The sequence below is a fragment of the Pseudomonas protegens genome, from assembly GCF_003363755.1.
Lineage (GTDB): Bacteria > Pseudomonadota > Gammaproteobacteria > Pseudomonadales > Pseudomonadaceae > Aquipseudomonas > Aquipseudomonas danubii.
In genome coordinates this window covers 3,841,793-3,859,321 of record NZ_CP031396.1, presented here as the reverse complement: position 1 = coordinate 3,859,321, position 17,529 = coordinate 3,841,793, and the positions used below count along the sequence as shown (strand labels likewise).

Annotated in this window: 16 protein-coding genes; 11 read left to right on the top strand and 5 right to left on the bottom strand. The window is 63.4% G+C overall.

The window, feature by feature from the left end:
- Window positions 1-12 precede the first annotated feature (12 nt).
- Window positions 13-867, top strand: coding sequence for a DMT family transporter (locus tag DWF74_RS17445; protein WP_205413508.1), 855 nt, complete (start codon window positions 13-15; stop codon window positions 865-867).
- Window positions 868-929: 62 nt separating this feature from the next.
- Here the strand turns inward: DWF74_RS17445 and DWF74_RS17440 are convergent, their stop codons facing one another.
- Both DWF74_RS17440 and hslO read right to left on the bottom strand, forming a co-directional pair.
- Window positions 930-2,474, bottom strand: a complete 1,545-nt coding sequence (locus tag DWF74_RS17440) for a phosphoenolpyruvate carboxykinase (protein ID WP_060837041.1) — start codon at window positions 2,472-2,474, stop codon at window positions 930-932.
- A gap of 179 nt (window positions 2,475-2,653) precedes the next feature.
- A complete protein-coding gene (gene hslO, locus DWF74_RS17435) occupies window positions 2,654-3,556 on the bottom strand; it encodes an Hsp33 family molecular chaperone HslO (RefSeq protein WP_016966988.1) in 903 nt (300 codons plus the stop codon).
- A gap of 99 nt (window positions 3,557-3,655) precedes the next feature.
- On the opposite strand from hslO, the gene DWF74_RS17430 reads away from it, so the two are divergent.
- Complete coding sequence (locus tag DWF74_RS17430) at window positions 3,656-4,468, top strand: phosphatase PAP2 family protein (protein WP_102862658.1); 813 nt, start codon at window positions 3,656-3,658, stop codon at window positions 4,466-4,468.
- A gap of 76 nt (window positions 4,469-4,544) precedes the next feature.
- On the opposite strand, the gene DWF74_RS17425 is transcribed toward DWF74_RS17430, so the two are convergent.
- Window positions 4,545-4,949, bottom strand: a complete 405-nt coding sequence (locus DWF74_RS17425) for an RNA-binding S4 domain-containing protein (RefSeq protein ID WP_016966989.1) — start codon at window positions 4,947-4,949, stop codon at window positions 4,545-4,547.
- Between the two features lie 115 nt (window positions 4,950-5,064).
- Here DWF74_RS17425 and DWF74_RS17420 point away from each other — a divergent pair, with 115 nt between their 5' ends.
- The 3 genes from DWF74_RS17420 to rimK all read left to right on the top strand — a co-directional run bounded on the left by DWF74_RS17420 (window position 5,065) and on the right by rimK (window position 7,246).
- A complete protein-coding gene (locus DWF74_RS17420; RefSeq protein ID WP_115581376.1) occupies window positions 5,065-5,844 on the top strand; it encodes an EAL domain-containing protein in 780 nt (259 codons plus the stop codon).
- Between the two features lie 83 nt (window positions 5,845-5,927).
- Entirely contained in the window at window positions 5,928-6,344 is a 417-nt protein-coding gene (locus tag DWF74_RS17415) for an ATP-dependent zinc protease family protein (RefSeq protein ID WP_374046134.1), read from the top strand.
- The gene (rimK, locus tag DWF74_RS17410) at window positions 6,341-7,246 is read left to right on the top strand and encodes a 30S ribosomal protein S6--L-glutamate ligase (RefSeq protein WP_007931744.1); all 906 of its coding nucleotides are present in this window, start codon (window positions 6,341-6,343) and stop codon (window positions 7,244-7,246) included. The genes DWF74_RS17415 and rimK overlap by 4 nt, the downstream gene beginning before the upstream one ends.
- Before the next feature lie 129 nt (window positions 7,247-7,375).
- Here the strand turns inward: rimK and DWF74_RS17405 are convergent, their stop codons facing one another.
- Both DWF74_RS17405 and ompR read right to left on the bottom strand, forming a co-directional pair.
- A complete protein-coding gene (locus tag DWF74_RS17405) occupies window positions 7,376-8,689 on the bottom strand; it encodes an ATP-binding protein (protein ID WP_016966991.1) in 1,314 nt (437 codons plus the stop codon).
- A gap of 105 nt (window positions 8,690-8,794) precedes the next feature.
- Complete coding sequence (ompR, locus tag DWF74_RS17400) at window positions 8,795-9,535, bottom strand: osmolarity response regulator transcription factor OmpR (RefSeq protein WP_016966992.1); 741 nt, start codon at window positions 9,533-9,535, stop codon at window positions 8,795-8,797.
- A gap of 362 nt (window positions 9,536-9,897) precedes the next feature.
- On the opposite strand from ompR, the gene DWF74_RS17395 reads away from it, so the two are divergent.
- The 6 genes from DWF74_RS17395 (at window position 9,898) to tauC (ending at window position 17,319) form a co-directional block, all read left to right on the top strand.
- Window positions 9,898-12,222, top strand: coding sequence for a Tex family protein (locus DWF74_RS17395; RefSeq protein ID WP_115581375.1), 2,325 nt, complete (start codon window positions 9,898-9,900; stop codon window positions 12,220-12,222).
- Entirely contained in the window at window positions 12,222-12,605 is a 384-nt protein-coding gene (locus DWF74_RS17390; RefSeq protein ID WP_011058654.1) for a PaaI family thioesterase, read from the top strand. The genes DWF74_RS17395 and DWF74_RS17390 overlap by 1 nt, the downstream gene beginning before the upstream one ends.
- Window positions 12,606-12,820: 215 nt before the next feature.
- Window positions 12,821-14,404, top strand: a complete 1,584-nt coding sequence (gene gshA / locus DWF74_RS17385) for a glutamate--cysteine ligase (RefSeq protein WP_102862654.1) — start codon at window positions 12,821-12,823, stop codon at window positions 14,402-14,404.
- A 279-nt stretch (window positions 14,405-14,683) separates the two neighbouring features.
- On the top strand, window positions 14,684-15,661 hold the full coding sequence (gene tauA / locus DWF74_RS17380; RefSeq protein WP_102862653.1) for a taurine ABC transporter substrate-binding protein: 978 nt from the start codon (window positions 14,684-14,686) through the stop codon (window positions 15,659-15,661).
- A 27-nt stretch (window positions 15,662-15,688) separates the two neighbouring features.
- The gene (tauB, locus tag DWF74_RS17375; RefSeq protein ID WP_108545838.1) at window positions 15,689-16,483 is read left to right on the top strand and encodes a taurine ABC transporter ATP-binding subunit; all 795 of its coding nucleotides are present in this window, start codon (window positions 15,689-15,691) and stop codon (window positions 16,481-16,483) included.
- Complete coding sequence (gene tauC, locus DWF74_RS17370; RefSeq protein WP_102862651.1) at window positions 16,480-17,319, top strand: taurine ABC transporter permease TauC; 840 nt, start codon at window positions 16,480-16,482, stop codon at window positions 17,317-17,319. The genes tauB and tauC overlap by 4 nt, the downstream gene beginning before the upstream one ends.
- Window positions 17,320-17,529: the final 210 nt, after the last annotated feature.

Here is a 17,529-nt window from a genome sequence, read left to right as displayed (position 1 = left end):
GTGGACGTATTGATGGGCTTGCTCGCCGCCCTGCTCTGGGGCGGCACCGATTTTCTCGTGGGGCTCAACGTCCGCGCCGTGGGCGTGAAACGGGCGGTGTTCTTCAGCCAGAGCCTGGGGTTCACCCTGATGAGCCTGCTGCTGGTGATCTTTCCCGCCATCCTCTACAAGGCCCTGGCCGCGCCCGCGCAAGTCTGGCTGATGGGCGTGCTCGCCGCGGCCTTTACCGTCTCCGGCGCCCTGGCCCTGGGCAAGGCCTTCGCCCTGGGCAAAGCCTCCATCGTCGCCCCATTGGTGACCTCCTACGGCGTGGTCACCACCCTGCTGTCCTGGGCCAGCGGCGAACAGATCAGCCTGCTGCAACTCATGTGCATCCTGTTGTGCGTGATCGGCGTCATCCTCTCCAGCCTGCACTCGGACAGCAAACTGCCCCACAGCACCGCCGCCGGCCGCTCGATCTTCTTCGCCCTGCTCTCGGCCGTTCTGTACGGCACCAGCTTCTGGCTACAGGGCCGCTACACCCTGCCGCAACTGGGGCCGATCAGCATGCTCTGGCTGGGTTACGCCGTGGGCAGCGGTGTGATGCTGCTGATGGTGCTTAAAGTCGCGGACGGGCTGAAGATCCCGCCGCTGAAAAACTGCGGCCTGCTGGCCTCCACCAGCCTGATGAACCTCGGCGCGTTCTTCGCCTTTTCCTGGGGTGCCATGAGCGGCTCGGTGTCGGTGGTGACGGTGATCAGCACCCTGTCCGGCGGCATCGCCGCGGTGCTGGGCTATGTGTTCTTCAAGGAGCGGCTGACGGCGGTGCAAGTGACCGGCGTGGTGCTGGTGCTGCTGGGGGCGTTGGTGTTGCACCTGAAGACGTGAGGCTTTCTGTAGCCCACAAAAAAGCCGCCCCGAAGGGCGGCTTTTTCATGGCAGGTCGAGGCTTACAGCTTTGGACCCGCAGCCTTGATCGCGTCGCTCACGTCGAACTTCTTGAAGTTCTCGATGAACAGGCCGGCCAGGGCCTTGGCGGCTTCGTCGTAGGCAGCTTTGTCAGCCCAGGTGTTGCGTGGGTTGAGCAGGCCGGTTTCAACGCCCGGTACGGCTTTCGGCACGTCCAGGTTGACGATGTCCAGGTGCTCGGTCTCGGCACCGATCAGCGCGCCGCTCTGGATCGCTGCAATCACGCCACGGGTGGTGGGGATGTTGAAGCGTTTGCCGACGCCGTAGCCACCGCCGGTCCAGCCGGTGTTGACCAGGTAGACCTTGGAGCCGAAGCCGCGGATGCGCTTGATCAGCAGCTCGGCGTATTCGCCCGCCGGACGCGGGAAGAACGGGGCGCCGAAGCAGGTGGAGAAGGTCGACTTGATGCCCGAGCCCGAACCCATTTCAGTCGAGCCCACCAGCGCGGTGTAGCCGGACAGGAAGTGGTAGGCGGCTTGTTCTTCGCTGAGGATCGACACCGGTGGCAGTACGCCGGTCAGGTCGCAGGTCAGGAAGATCACGGCATTAGGCTCGCCACCGAGGTTCTTCGGTGCACGTTTTTCGATCAGCTCGCGCGGGTAGGCGGCGCGGCTGTTCTGGGTCAGGCTGTCGTCGGCGTAGTCGGCTTTCTTGGTGACCGGGTCGATCACCACGTTTTCCAGTACGGCGCCGTGCTGGATGGCTTTCCAGATCACCGGCTCGTTCTTTTCCGACAGGTCGATGCACTTGGCATAGCAACCGCCTTCGATGTTGAACACCACGCCCACGCCCCAGCCGTGTTCGTCGTCACCGATCAGGTAACGGCTTTCGTCGGCCGACAGGGTGGTTTTGCCGGTGCCCGACAGACCGAAGAACAGGGTCACGTCGCCGTCTTCGCCCATGTTGGCGGCGCAGTGCATTGGCAACACGTCGGCAGCTGGCAGCAGGAAGTTCTGCACGGAGAACAGGGCTTTCTTCATCTCACCGGCGTAGCGCATGCCGGCGATCAGCACTTTCTTGGCCGCGAAGTTGAGGATCACGGTGCCGTCGGAGTTGGTACCGTCGCGCTCAGGCTCGCAAACGAAGTTTGGCGCGTTGAGGATCTGCCACTCATCTTTGCCACCGGCGTTGTACTGCTCAGGGTTGATGAACAGGCAACGGCCGAACAGGTTGTGCCAGGCAGTCTCAGTGGTCATTTTCACTGGCAGGTAGTGCGCCGGATCGGAACCTACATGCACGTGGGAAACAAAACGCTCGCGCTCGCCCAGGTAGGCTTCAACGCGGTCCCACAGGGCGTCGAACTTGGCCGCCGGGAACTTGCGGTTGATCGGGCCCCAGGCGATAGCGTCCTGGGTGGTGGGCTCTTCAACGATGAAACGGTCCACTGGCGAACGGCCGGTACGATGACCGGTGCGAACCACCAGAGCGCCGGTATCGGCCAGTTCGCCCTCACCGCGGTTCAGGGCTTCTTTGACCAGATCATCCACACTCAGATCGGTGTACACGGCGTTATTGGCTTGCGTCATGAGGTTCCCCGTCGGCCATTGGCCGAGTGCTCCAAACGTTTTGTAGTAGAAACTCGCGCACTACTACCGCGAAAAAAGTGCGCCGGATTATGCCAGAAAAGCCCAAAAATAGTAGGGTCCTCCCGTCAGTACGGCGTAATTCCGGCGTTTGCCAGGTGATTTACCTGCGCTGAACCGTTTTAGTGACGAGTATCTGACGGCGTGTCGACGCCCGCACCAGCAAACAATTGCGTGATATCGGCGGCATCGAACAGATAACGCTCGTTGCAGAACTGGCAATCGATCTCGATGCTGCCGCCATGTTCCACCACCAGCTCCTGAGCATCTTCGAGCCCCAGGCTGACCAGCGCATTGCCCGAACGCTCGCGGGAGCAGCTGCAGCGGAAGCGCAGCGGTTGCACGTCGAACAGGCGCACGGCTTCTTCGTGGTACAGGCGGTGCAGCACGGTTTCGTTGTCCAGGCTCAGCAGTTCATCGGCGGTCAGGGTGCTGGCCAGGGCGGTGAGGTGCTGCCAGTTGGCTTCGCGTTCTTCCGGATCGCGCAGGCGGTCGGCAGGCAGTTGTTGCAGGAGCAGGCCGCGGGCATTGCGGCCGTCGGCGTAGAGCCAGAAACGGGTGCCGGTCTGTTGCGACATGACGAAGTAGTTGGTGAAGCATTCGGCCAGGGTGGCGCCGTCCAGGTCGACGATGCCCTGGTAACGCTGGCCCTGGGTCGGGTCCACGGTCAGGGCGAGGACGCCGTTGGGCATCATGTCGGCAAGTGTCGCGTCAGGGGCGATCTGCGACGCGTCGTAGCGGGCCAGGCCGCGGATCTCGCGGTTGCTGGAGCACTCGATCATCAGCAACGGCACCGGGCCTTCGGAGCGGGCCTGGAGAATCAGCAAGCCATCGAACTTCAAGGTGCCAACCAGCAACGATGCCGCCGCCATCAGCTCGCCGAGCAGTTGTGCCACCGGCTCGGGATAGGCGTGTTTGGCAAGGACTTCAGCGTAACTGCGCTCCAGCGCCACCAGCTCGCCGCGGGCGTCGCTCTCATCAAAGATGAAGCGTTGAGTGAAGTCGGTATCCGGCAAATCAGTCATAGGTCTGGGTATCTGAATGATGACAAAAAGGTTACAAGCACCGAAAATTGCGGTTTTGCACCATGAAGGTGCAGTTTTTGCGGTGATTGGAGATATTTTATGAACAATCCGGGTTTGTTCCAAGCAAGGTGGAACCTCGGCAAGCTGGTTCTGTGCAATTTACTCCCTTTGGCCCTACTGGGATTCTGGTTGTGGCCGACCGGACAGATGTACTGCCTGATGTTCGACGAGTGGCTGTTCCGTCACCTCAACACTCCCCTTGCAACCAACTCCACCTGGCTGCACATCTGGGCCGTGGCCAGCCTGCGCCCCTTCGATATCGTGGTGGGCCTGATCATGCTCGGCCTGCTGATTCGCGGTGATTGGGTGTTCAAGGCGGTGGACGTGCGCCGGGCGTTTTTCGGCTTCCTGTCGATCCTGATTCTTATGGTGGTGATTCGCGCGCTGTTTTCCAAGTTGGTGGCGCTGATGAATTGGCAACACAACAGCCCGTCCATGGTGCTCGAAGGCGCCGTGCACATGAGCGACTACTTCCCAGGCTGGGAGAAGACCTGGGAACTCAAGGACCGCTCCAGCCAGAGCTTCCCCGGCGACCACGCTTCGGTGCTACTGATCTGGGGCCTGTTCATGGGCATGTTCAGCCGCAGCGTCGGCCAGTTCCTGATCGTCTGGGGCCTGACCCTGCTGTTCATGATGCCGCGCCTGGTGGCGGGCGCGCACTGGGGCCAGGACGACTACATCGGCGGCGTGCTGTTGGCGGTGCTGGCCCTGGGCTGGGGCTACTACACGCCGTATGCGGCGCGGATGTCGAACTTCCTGCTGCGCCTGACACACCCGCTATTCAAGCTGATGACCCGGATGCCGGTGCTCTCGCGCATGAGTGTGGTCCGCTCCAGCAGCCTGCTGCGCTGATCAGACCTGTAGGAGCCGGCTTGCCGGCGAATGGCCCCTTGAGGACGCCTTCGCCGGCAAGCCGGCTCCTACGCTTTCACTCGTGGCTGCTGCCGTGGAATTTGAATAGATCACGGCGCTGCTTCTTGCTCGGTTTGCCGTCGGTGCTGACCCCCAGGGCGCCAGCCTTGCGCTGGGCTGCCGCGGTTTCACGCTTGGCGATGCTGGCTTCGGTTTCCGTGTAGAGCGTCTGCGCTTCGGGCGCGCCACGACGGACGATGGAAAGTGCCTGGACCACCACGGTGCGCTCGTCGAAGCCGGCGCGAATCTGGTACTCGTCACCTACCCGCGGCTCCTTGCCCGGCTTGCAGCGCTCGCCACGGTGATGCACCTTGCCGCTTTCAATAGCCGCCTTGGCCAGGGCGCGGGTCTTGTAGAAGCGCGCCGCCCACAGCCATTTATCCAGACGAACCTTGTCCTCTTCTTCCTGCTTGTGCGCCACTGGAATTCCTCTTGCTGAAAAATGTCGCAACTGTACGGCCCGCCTACGGGCTCTCATAAATCCTGCCACTCACCTAAAATAACCCAGGTTGCGTCCTGACACGCGAGGAGTCCCCGTGACTGATTTCCCCACTTCCCTGACCTCGCCGGACAAGCGCTGCGAAGGCTGCCAAAAAAGCCCGCCACTGGGTTTCGATTTTTCCTTCGCCTATCAACCCATAGTCGATCTGCGCGACCGCTCGATCTTTGCCCATGAAGCCCTGGTGCGCGGGGTCAATGGCGAAGGCGCCCACACCGTGCTGGACCAGGTCGACGACAGCAACCGCTATCGTTTCGACCAGCGCTGCCGGACCCTGGCCATCACCACGGCCGCGCAGCTGGGGATGCAAAGCCACCTGTCGATCAACTTCATGCCCAACGCCGTGTACCGCCCGGAACTGTGCATCCGCAGCACCCTGGAAGCCGCCCGCGCCCAGCACTTCCCGCTGGACCGGCTGATTTTCGAAACCCTGGAAAGCCAGCACGTAGATAACAGTCGCCATTTGACCCATATTCTGCGTGAATACCGCGAATTCGGCTTCAAGACCGCCATCGATGACTTCGGCGCGGGGTACTCGGGGCTGAACTTGCTGGCGAATTTCCAACCCGACCTGATCAAGCTCGACATGGCGCTGATTCGCGATGTCGACCAGGATCGCGTACGCCAGGCGATCGTTCGCGGGATTGTCACAATCTGTGCGGAGTTGGGCGTTACAGTCATTGCCGAAGGCATTGAAAGCGCTGGTGAACGGGACTTTCTCAGCGACTGTGGAATTTATCTGATGCAGGGTTACTGGTTCGCCAAACCTGCATTCAAAGCCCTGGCCGAGGTCCCGGTCGCGGCCTGGAAAAGCTAATTGCGGATTTCCCCTATTTGAAGACTTTTGACCATTTGACCGTTGTCGGTCTGCGCGAGTGGGTGGCGCTTCCTGATCTGGGAGTGGCCGGCCTGCGCGCCAAGATCGATACCGGAGCCAGTACCTCCAGCCTGCATGCCACCGAGATCGAGCCCTTCGAGCGCGACGGTGAACAGTGGGTGCGTTTCAATGCCCATCTGGGCAGCGTGGTGCAATTGCGTCACCGGCGTTGCGAAGCGCCGCTGGTGGCGATGAAGACCATTAAAAGCTCCAACGGCCAGGCTCAGGTGCGCTATGTGATCAGCACCACCCTGGCCCTGGGCGATCGCGTGTGGCGGGTGGAATTCACCCTCGCCTGCCGCAAGGCCATGCGCTATCGCCTGCTGCTGGGTTCCAAGGCGCTGATCGACGGCCAGTTGGTGGTCAATCCGGGCATCAAATACGTACAAGACAAACCGGTGTTCCCGGTATCCACTACCTCTGCCACAGGTGTTGCATGAAGATCGCTGTGCTGTCGCGTAACCCGCGTCTGTATTCCACTCGTCGTCTGGTCGAAGCCGGCACCGAGCGTGGCCATGAAATGGTAGTGGTCGACACCCTGCGCGCCTACATGAACATCGCCAGCCACAAGCCTCAGATCCACTACCGCGGCAAGCCCCTGGAAGGCTTCGATGCGGTGATCCCGCGGATCGGTGCCTCGGTGACCTTCTATGGCTGCGCGGTGCTACGCCAGTTCGAAATGATGGGAGTCTTCCCGCTCAACGAGTCGGTGGCCATCGCCCGCTCCCGGGACAAACTGCGCTCGCTGCAGTTGCTGTCGCGGCGTGGCATCGGCCTGCCAGTGACCGGTTTTGCCCACTCGCCAGACGATATTCCCGACCTGATCGAAATGGTCAACGGCGCGCCCCTGGTGATCAAGGTACTGGAAGGCACCCAGGGCATCGGCGTGGTGCTGTGTGAAACCGCCACCGCAGCGGAATCGGTGATCGAGGCCTTCATGGGCCTGAAGCAGAACATCATGGTCCAGGAGTACATCAAGGAAGCCGGCGGCGCCGACATTCGCTGCTTCGTGGTGGGCGACAAGGTGATCGCGGCGATGAAGCGCCAGGCCAAACCGGGTGAGTTCCGCTCCAACCTGCATCGCGGCGGCAGCGCCAGCCTGATCAAGATCACCCCGGAAGAACGCATGACCGCACTGCGGGCGGCCAAGGTCATGGGCCTGAGCGTGGCGGGGGTGGATATCCTGCGCTCCAATCACGGGCCGCTGGTGATGGAAGTCAATTCTTCGCCAGGCCTGGAAGGCATCGAGACCACCACCGGCAAGAATGTGGCAGGGATCATCATCGAACACATCGAGAAAAATGGCGGGCCGAACATGACCCGGACCAAGGGTAAGGGCTAAGGGGTACGCTCGAACGGCGGCCCCTGTAGCCACTGCCGCAAACTGTGACCGGCTGCGCAGCAGTCGCGCTTGCGGGCCGCGCAAGGGCCTTCGGCCCTTATCGCAGCCTGCGGCAGCGGCTACAGGTGTTCAGTCCGCATCGCGTGGCAGCAACAAGCCCAAAGGCAAGCGCACTCGCGCTTCGAGGCCGCCATCGGGACGGTTGCGCAGTTCGACGTTGCCGCCGTGCATGGCGGCAATCCGCTTGACGATGGCCAGGCCCAGGCCGGTGCCCTTGCCACCCCGGGCACGGTCGCCACGGGTGAAGGGGTTGAAGATCGCTTCCAGCTCAGAAGGGTCGATCCCCGCGCCGCGGTCCATCACACTCAGCACCACATACGGCGCATTGGTGTCACCGGACACATAGGCCGCCACTTCGACATCCGTTCCCGCGTGATTCAAGGCGTTGCCAATCAGGTTGTTGAGCAGGCGCTTCATCGATACCCGGCGCAGCGGGAACGGCTGGATCGGCTCCAGGCGCAGGTGCACCCGTTCCTGGTTCTGGTTGTAGGGCGCGGCCACCTCACGCACCAGATCGCTCAAGTCCACTTCTTCCACCGACTCGTCGCGGCCGTCGCGGATGAAGGCCAGGAACTGATCGAGAATGGCGTCCATGTCCTCGATATCCCGCACCATGTCGTCGGTCAGGTCGGTGTGCGCGCCCATCAACTCCAGCGACAGGCGCAAGCGGGTCAGCGGCGTGCGCAGGTCGTGGGACACCCCCGCCAGCATCAGTTCCCGTTCACGCCCGGCCTGCTCCACATCCTCGGCCATCTGGTTGAAGGCACGGTACACCTCGGTCATCTCGCTCGGCGTATCGCTGATCGGCAGGCGCACGCTGCGTCCCTGGCCCAGTTGCCGGGCGGCGTAGACGAGGCGCTTGAGCGGTTGGTTGAGCTGGCTGACGAAGATCCACGCCGAGGCGGTGGATAACAGGCCGATGGCCAGGAACCAGCCCAGCACGCTCCAGATCTTCTGCCCCCGCAGCGGATGCGGATACAGCGGCACCTTGAGCCAGCCATCCCCCAGGCTCGGGGCACGTACCCAGAGCGCCGGCGGTGCATGCATGCGCAGGCGCACTTCGGTGTCGGCGCCCAACTCGGCCTGCATCTGCCGCTGGTAGATCTCGCTGTAGGGCCAGTGCTGCTCGCCGGCCGGCACGCCGCTGCCCACCACCTTGATCAGCCCGGCGGCTTCAGCGATCTGGTCGCGGTTGGATTCGTCGGCGGCCCAGTAGGCGCGCAGGGTCAGGGCCACGCCGTGGCTGTATTGCCGGTCCACCAGCACGTCCTCGTTCATCAACAGATAAACCAGGGTCAACGCCTTGGAAAACAGCACCACGATCAGCACCAGCCACAGGGTGCGGGAGAAGAAACTCTGGGGGAACCACAGCGGGGTTTTCATAACAGCCAATACACACTTTGCAGGAGCGGCTCGCGCTCGCGGAGTGGCAGAATGCGAACGCCCGGGTCGTTACCGGCCCGGGCGTTCGCTCCTACAAATCACCTATCACTTGGTCGCGGTGCCATCCGGCACGAAGACATAACCCACGCCCCAGACGGTCTGGATATAACGCGGCTTGGAAGGGTCGGGCTCGATCATCCGCCGCAGGCGGGAAATCTGCACGTCGATGGAACGCTCCAGGGCATCCCACTCGCGGCCACGGGCCAGGTTCATCAGTTTGTCGCGGGTCAGCGGCTGGCGGGCGTTCATCACCAGGGCCTTGAGCACCGCGAACTCACCGGTGGTGAGCATGTGCACTTCATCGCCACGCTTGAGCTCGCGGGTAGCCAGGGACAGTTCGTAGTCACCGAAGGTCACGCTTTCGTCTTCGCTGCCCGGCGCACCCGGCACCGGAGCCGACTGACGACGCAGCACGGCCTTGACCCGGGCCATCAGTTCGTCAGGGTTGAAGGGCTTGGCCAGGTAATCGTCGGCGCCCAGCTCCAGGCCCTTGATGCGGCTCAGCTCGTCGCCCTTGGCGGTGAGCATGATGATCGGAATCTGGTTGTTGGCACTGCGCAGTCGGCGGCAGGCGGTCAAGCCGTCTTCGCCGGGCAGCATCAGGTCGAGGACCACCAGGTTGAACACTTCGCGACCCAACAGACGGTCCATTTGCTCGGTGTTCGGTACCGCGCGGGCACGGTAGCCCTTGCTGACGAAAAAACGCTCCAGCAGGCTGCTCAGCCCCGGATCGTCGTCAACAATAAGAATTTTTTCGCCTTCAGCAGTTTGTGCAGTGCTGCTCATTGGATGCTCCTCTAATCTCGGTGCGCATTATGGCGTAGCTGCCGTTATACGCACCGTGTGCATTGTTAGCAGATTTTTCCTCTATCGCCAGCAAACCCGCTGTCGGCCTGAGGCCGGCGATCACCCCGAAGACCGTAACGCTGGGTATAATGCGCCGCCTTTTGTGTTGGGCAATATCTGATCAGTACGCCTGCGGCCGGTTTTTTTTATTTGCCTGGGCCGGCAGTATTTTTTCGATTTCACGGGTCAACAGCCAGCCTTTTGATCCAGGTGGCGGCGCGTGCCAGGCCGCTCAACCAGACCCGCCGGGCCTCAACTTCCGTGCCCGCGGGCCTGCTTTCACACATTTGTCAGGTGGTTTTATGGACAGCATCAACAGCCGCATTGCCGAGGAACTCGGCGTACGCCCACAACAGGTCGAAGCGGCCGTCGCTCTATTGGATGAAGGCTCCACCGTGCCCTTCATCGCCCGTTACCGGAAAGAGGTCACCGGCAGCCTCGATGACACTCAACTGCGTCATCTGGAAGAGCGCCTGCGCTACCTGCGAGAACTCGACGAACGGCGGATCAGCATCCTCGCCAGCATCGAAGAGCAGGGCAAGCTGACCCCGGAGCTGGCTCGCGACATCAAACTGGCCGACACCAAGACCCGCCTCGAAGACCTGTACCTGCCTTATAAGCAGAAGCGCCGCACCAAGGGCCAGATCGCCCTGGAAGCCGGCCTCGGCGAACTGGCGGATGGCCTGTTCAACGACCCAAGCCTGACTCCGGAAGCCGAAGCCGCGCGCTTCGTCGACGCCGACAAAGGCGTGGCCGACGTCAAGGCCGCCCTGGAAGGCGCCAAGTACATCCTCATGGAGCGCTTCGCCGAAGACGCGGGCCTGCTGGACAAGCTGCGCAACTTCCTCAAGCAGGAAGCCACCCTCAGCGCCCGCGTGGTCGCTGGCAAGGAAGAGGAAGGCGCCAAGTTCCGCGACTACTTCGAACACGACGAACCGCTGAAAAGCATGCCGTCGCACCGCGCCCTGGCGATTTTCCGTGGCCGCAACGAAGGCATTCTCAGCTCCGCGCTGAAAGTCGGTGACGAGCTGCCGGGCACCATGCACCCCTGCGAAGGCATGATCGGCCAGCACGTGGGCATCCAGAACCAGAACCGTGCCGCCGACAAATGGCTGGGTGAAGTGGTGCGCTGGACCTGGAAGGTCAAGCTCTACACCCACCTGGAAACCGACCTGCTGGGCGAATTGCGCGACAACGCGGAAACCGAGGCGATCAACGTCTTCGCCCACAACCTGCACGACCTGCTGCTGGCCGCTCCGGCCGGCCCGCGCGCCACCCTGGGCCTGGACCCGGGCCTGCGCACCGGCTGCAAGGTGGCGGTGGTGGATGCCACCGGCAAGCTGCTGGATCACGCCACGGTCTACCCCCACGTGCCGCACAACAAGTGGGACCAGACCCTGGGCATCCTGGCCGCGCTGTGCGCCAAGCACTCGGTGGACCTGATCGCCATCGGCAACGGCACCGCCAGCCGCGAGACCGACAAGCTGGCCGCCGAACTGATCAAAAAATACCCGGCCATGAAGATGACCAAGGTCATGGTTTCCGAAGCCGGTGCATCGGTGTACTCGGCCTCGGAGCTGGCGGCCAAGGAATTCCCGGACCTGGACGTGTCGATCCGTGGCGCCGTATCCATCGCCCGCCGCCTGCAGGACCCCCTGGCGGAACTGGTGAAGATCGATCCGAAATCCATCGGTGTCGGCCAGTACCAGCACGACGTCTCGCAACTGAAACTGGCCCGCGGCCTGGACGCCGTGGTCGAGGACTGCGTGAACGCCGTCGGCGTCGACGTCAACACCGCTTCCGTGGCCCTGCTGGCGCGGATCTCCGGCCTGAATGCGACCCTGGCGCAGAACATCGTCAGCCACCGCGACGAACACGGCGCGTTCAAGACCCGCGCCGCGCTGAAAAAGGTCGCCCGCCTGGGTGAGAAAACCTTCGAACAGGCCGCCGGCTTCCTGCGCGTCATGAATGGCGACAACCCGCTGGACGCCTCGGCGGTCCACCCGGAAGCCTACCCGCTGGTGCAGCGCATCGCCGCCGACACCGGCCGCGACATTCGCTCGTTGATTGGCGACAGCGGCTTCCTCAAGCGCCTGGATCCGAAAAAGTTCACCGACGAAACCTTCGGCCTGCCCACCGTCACCGACATCCTCCAGGAACTGGACAAGCCCGGCCGCGACCCGCGCCCGGAGTTCAAGACCGCCGAGTTCCAGGACGGTGTGGAAGACCTCAAGGACCTGCAACTGGGGATGATCCTCGAAGGCGTGGTGACCAACGTCACCAACTTCGGGGCTTTCGTCGACATCGGCGTGCACCAGGACGGCCTGGTGCACATCTCGGCGCTGTCGGAGAAGTTCATCAAGGACCCGCGTGAAGCGGTGAAGGCCGGTGACGTGGTCAAGGTCAAGGTCATGGAAGTCGACATTCCGCGCAAACGCGTGGGCCTGTCGATGCGCATGAGCGACACCCCGGGCGAGAAGATCGATGGCGCCCGTGGTTCCCGTCCAGGCTCGGCGCCGCGCTCCTCTCAGGGCAACGCACCACGCAAGGAAACCACCGCGGCCGCTCCGAGCAACAACGCCATGGCCTCGCTGTTCGCCAACGCCAAGCAGTTGAAGAAACGCTGATGCAGATCCCTGCCGGCCTGACCGAAAGCGCCTTCAGCCAATTGCTCGGCTGCCGTCTGCAACGCCTGGAAACCGGCGAGGCGGACGTCGCCCTGGAGCTGACCCCACAACTGCGCAATCGTGGGCAAAAGCTGCACGGCGGGGCGATCTTCAGCCTGGTGGACATTGCCATGGGGCTGGCCTGTTCCAGCACCCACGGCTTTGACCAGCAGAGCGCCACCATCGAGTGCAAGATCAACTACATCCGCGCCGTAGCCGAGGGTGAAGTGCTGTGCCGGGCCAAGGTGATCCACCCCGGCCGCCGCACCCTGGTGGTGGAAGCGGACGTGATCCAGGGCGACAAACTGGTCGCAAAAGCACAAGGCACCTTCGCCGTCCTATAGCTCCCTGTCATGAATTTGGGTTAATTTCGGCGCTGCGAAAGCGGCGTCGGAGTTTTTTGCCTGCGCTAAAGCCAGATTCAGGGATGAAGGATTGGCGTTTTCAAGCGAGTCGGCTTGACTCAAAAACCAGGCGAAAACGCCAGTTTTAACTTCACCCTTGTAGACCGTCCTGCCCACCCCCATATTGGGGCGACTGACGCGTGAAGGAATCCAACTTGAGCGAACTTCTCAACCGCCGCCTGGCTCTGCTCGGCGAGCGCGCTAACCTCTCCCTGCTCGAGCAGTGCCTGCACGGTATCGAACGTGAATGCCTGCGTGTTACCGGCGAAGGCCGCCTGGCACAGACCCCGCACCCGGAAGAACTGGGTTCCGCGCTGACCAACGAACAGATCACCACCGACTATTCCGAGTCGCTGCTGGAGTTCATCACCCCGGCCCTCACGGACCCGGCGGACACCCTGGCCAGCCTCGACAAGATTCATCGTTTCGCCTACAGCAAGCTCGGCAACGAGTACCTGTGGAGTCCATCGATGCCGTGCCCGTTGCCGGCCGAGGAAGACATCCCGATCGCCTATTACGGCACCTCCAACATCGGTCAGCTCAAGTACGTGTACCGCAAGGGCCTGGCCCTGCGCTACGGCAAGACCATGCAGTGCATTGCCGGAATCCACTACAACTTTTCCCTGCCGGAACAGCTGTGGCCGCTGCTCAAGCAAGCCGAAGGCTTCGTCGGCAGCGACCGGGACTACCAGTCTTCGGCCTATATCGCGCTGATCCGCAATTTCCGTCGCTACAGCTGGCTGTTGATGTACCTGTTCGGTGCTTCGCCGGCCCTGGACGCGGGCTTCCTGCGCGGCCGCTCGCACCAGCTGGAGCAACTGGACGCCGAGACCCTGTACCTGCCCTACGCCACCAGCCTGCGCATGAGCGACCTGGGCTACCAGAGCCAGGCCCAGGCCGGCCTGACCCCTTGCTACAACGATCTGAACAGCTACACCGACAGCCTGCGCAAGGCCGTGGCCACGCCCTACGCGCCTTACGTGGCGGTCGGCACCCACAAGGATGGCGAGTGGGTGCAACTGAACACCAACATCCTGCAGATCGAAAACGAGTACTACTCCAACATCCGTCCCAAACGCGTGACCTACACCGGTGAGCGGCCGATCCAGGCGCTGATGGCCCGGGGCATCCAGTACGTCGAAGTGCGTTGCCTGGACATCAACCCGTTCCTGCCCCTGGGCATCGACCTGCAGGAAGCGCGCTTCCTCGACGCCTTCCTGCTGTACTGCGCGCTCAACGACAGCCCGCTGTTCGAGAACAACGAGTGCGGCAACGCCACCTCCAACTTCCTCGCCGTGGTCAAGGAAGGCCGGCGTCCGGGCCTGCAACTGCAACGCCAGGGCCAGCCGGTGGAGATGAAGGAATGGGCCGCCGAACTCCTGGAGCAGATCGCGCCACTGGCTGCCCTGCTCGACCAGAGCCACGGCAGCAACGTGCACAGCAAGGCCCTGGACGCCCAGCTGGCCAAGGTCAAGGATTCGTCCCTGACCCCATCGGCCCAGGTGCTGGCGGCCATGAGCGAGCACAAGGAAAGCTTCAGCCAGTTCTCCCTGCGCCAGAGCCAGGTGCATGCCGAGCACTTCCGCAGCCAGGCCCTGAGCAAGGAAGAACAAGCCGCTTTCGAAGACGCGGCGCGCAAATCCCTGGAGCAGCAGACCGAGCTTGAGCAGAACGAAGTGGGTGATTTCGACGTGTTCGTCGGCGCCTACCAGGCCAGCATCCTGGCCATCAGCAACTAGGGCCATGGCGAGGGCGCCTGCTCCCGCTAGGTCGGCCGGCCTTCCGCGGCGCAGCCCCTCCCAAACCGGGCGACCGGGTATTCCTGCATAAGCGCGTGGCCCGAGCTGGGGGCCGCGTTGCAGCCCGGCGAGAGCCGGCACCCTCGCCATAACACTTGTCTGGCTACGGCCACGAATTTCACCTCATAAGCTAATGCAAATAAGTTATTTATTTCTGCATTCTTAGATCATTTAGTCTCCTCCCAAGCCGATCACCGGCCGCCTATGAGGAGCCCCCCCATGAAACTGCATTTCCCCCTTCGCCTCCTGGCGGCCGCGTCCCTGGCCGCTGCGAGTTTCTTTGCCCAGGCGGCTGACGTCACCGTCGCCTACCAGACCACCGTCGATCCGGCCAAGGTCGCGCAAGCCGACGGCAGCTACGAAAAAGCCACCCAGGCCAAGATCAACTGGCGCAAATTCGACAACGGCGCCGACGTCATCGCCGCCATCGCTTCCGGCGATGTGCAGATCGGCTACCTGGGCTCCAGCCCGCTGACCGCCGCCATCACCCGCAAGGTGCCGGTGCAAACCTTCCTCATCGCCACCCAGATCGGCGCCGCTGAAGCCTTGGTGGCCCGCGACGGTTCCGCGATCAACAGCCCTCAGGACCTGATCGGTAAAAAAGTCGCCGTGCCCTTCGTTTCCACCGGCCACTACAGCCTGCTGGCGGCGCTGAAGCACTGGAACATCGACCCCTCGAAAGTGCAGATCCTCAACCTCGCGCCACCGGCGATCATCGCCGCCTGGAAGCGCGGCGATATCGACGCCACCTACGTCTGGGACCCGGCCCTGGGCGTGGCCAAGGAAAACGGCAAAGTGCTGATCACCTCCGGCGAGCTGGCCAAGTTCGGCGCGCCGACCTTCGACGCCTGGATCGTGCGCAAGGATTTCGCCGAGAAGCACCCGGAAATCGTCACGGCCTTTGCCAAGGTGACCCTGGAGGCCTACGCCCAGTACCGCAAGGACCCACAAGCCTGGCTGGCCAACCAGGGCAACGTCGACAAACTGGTCAAGCTCTCCGGGGCCAAGGCCAGCGATATCCCGCTGCTGCTGCAAGGCAACGTCTACCCACTGGCCGCCGACCAGGTGCTCAGCCTCGGCGCCCCGACCACCAAGGCCATCACCGACACCGCAGTGTTCCTCAAGGAGCAAGGCAAGGTCGAAGCGGTGCTGCCGGACTACGCCCCCTACGTCAGCGCCAAGTTCATCCCTGAATAACCCGCGACCGGACAGGAGATAGCCGTCATGGCCTTGCTACAACTGGAGCGCATCAGCGCACAGTACCCCGGCGCCGCCGAACCGGTGCTGGCGGATATTTCCCTGACCCTGGGGCCACAGCAACTGCTGGTCGCCCTGGGTCCCTCCGGCAGCGGCAAGACCTCGCTGCTGAACCTGATTGCCGGGTTCGTCGACCCCAGCGCCGGGCGCATCAGCCTCGACGGCGTGCCGGTCAAGGGCCCCAGCGCCGAACGTGGCGTGGTGTTCCAGGACGACGCCCTGCTGCCCTGGCAGGACGTGCTGGGCAACGTCGCCTTCGGCCTGGAACTGGCCGGCGTCGCCCGGGCCGCGCGTGAAGCCCGGGCCCGGGAGATGCTTGCCCTGGTGGACCTGGCCGGCTTCGACAAGCGCCGCATCTGGCAACTCTCCGGTGGACAGAAACAGCGCGTGGGCCTGGCCCGCGCCCTGGCTGCCGACCCGCGCGTGCTGCTCATGGATGAACCCTTCGGCGCCCTGGATGCCTTCACCCGCGAGCAGATGCAGGAGCTGTTGCTGCAAGTCTGGCGGCGCACCGCCAAACCGGTATTCCTGATCACCCACGACATCGAGGAAGCAGTGTTCCTGGCCACCGACCTGATCCTCCTGGCGCCCAACCCGGGGCAGATCGTCGAGCGCCTGAACCTGGACTTCGGCCAGCGCTACGCCGCCGGCGAATCGGCGCGGGCGATCAAGTCCGACCCGTTGTTCATCGAAACCCGCGAACACGTGCTGTCCCGGGTGTTCTCCCAACGCAGCGCCACCCAGCAGCAGGAGCGCCCATGAGCAGCTACGAGATTCCCGCCACCACCACCCGCGATGCCAAGCCGAAAGCGCCCCTGCCAGTGCGTCGTAGCCTGAGCACCCGCTGGATCAGCGTGCTGACCCTGATCACCCTGCTGGCCCTGTGGTGGGCAGTCACCGCCAGTGGCCTGATCGAACCGCTGTTCCTGCCACCGCCTGCCGCCGTGCTGCAAAAAGGCTGGTTGCTGGCCACCAGCGGCTACATGGATTCCACCCTCTGGCAGCACCTGGCGGCGAGCCTGGAGCGCATCGGCCTGGCCCTGGGCTTTGCCGTGCTGACGGCGATTCCGGTGGGCATCGCCATTGGCGCCAACCGCATTGCCCGCGGCGTGCTCGACCCGTTGATCGAGTTCTACCGGCCGATTCCGCCCCTGGCCTACCTGCCGCTGATCGTCATCTGGTGCGGCATTGGCGAGCTGTCCAAGGTGCTGCTGATCTACCTGGCGATCTTCGCCCCGATCGCCATTGCCACCGCCACCGGCGTGCGCACCGTCGACCCGGCCAAGCTGCGCGCCGCGCAGTCTTTGGGCGCCACCCGGGCCCAGCTGATTCGCCACGTGATCCTGCCCAGCGCCCTGCCGGACATTCTCACCGGCGTGCGCATCGGCCTGGGCGTGGGCTGGTCGACCCTGGTGGCGGCGGAGCTGATTGCCGCCACCAGCGGCCTGGGCTTCATGGTGCAATCCGCGGCGCAGTTCCTGGTCACCGATGTGGTGCTACTGGGGATACTGGTGATTGCCCTGATCGCCTTCGCCATGGAGATGGGCCTGCGCGCCCTGCAACGCAAGCTGGTGCCCTGGCACGGCCAATCCCACTGACCTGCCTGCCCCGCACGCGGTTCATCTGTAGCCGCTGCCGAGCCCTGGCGAGGCTGCGACCGAGCGCGTAGCGCTCGCAGCAATCGATGAGGAAGACCTCGTTGCATGGGTTGGCATCTACTGCGCCGCCGTTCGCAGCCTCGCCAAGGCTCGACAGCGGCTACAGGGTCACGACACCACCAGCGCAACCGTTTTTTTAGTTTGATGCCG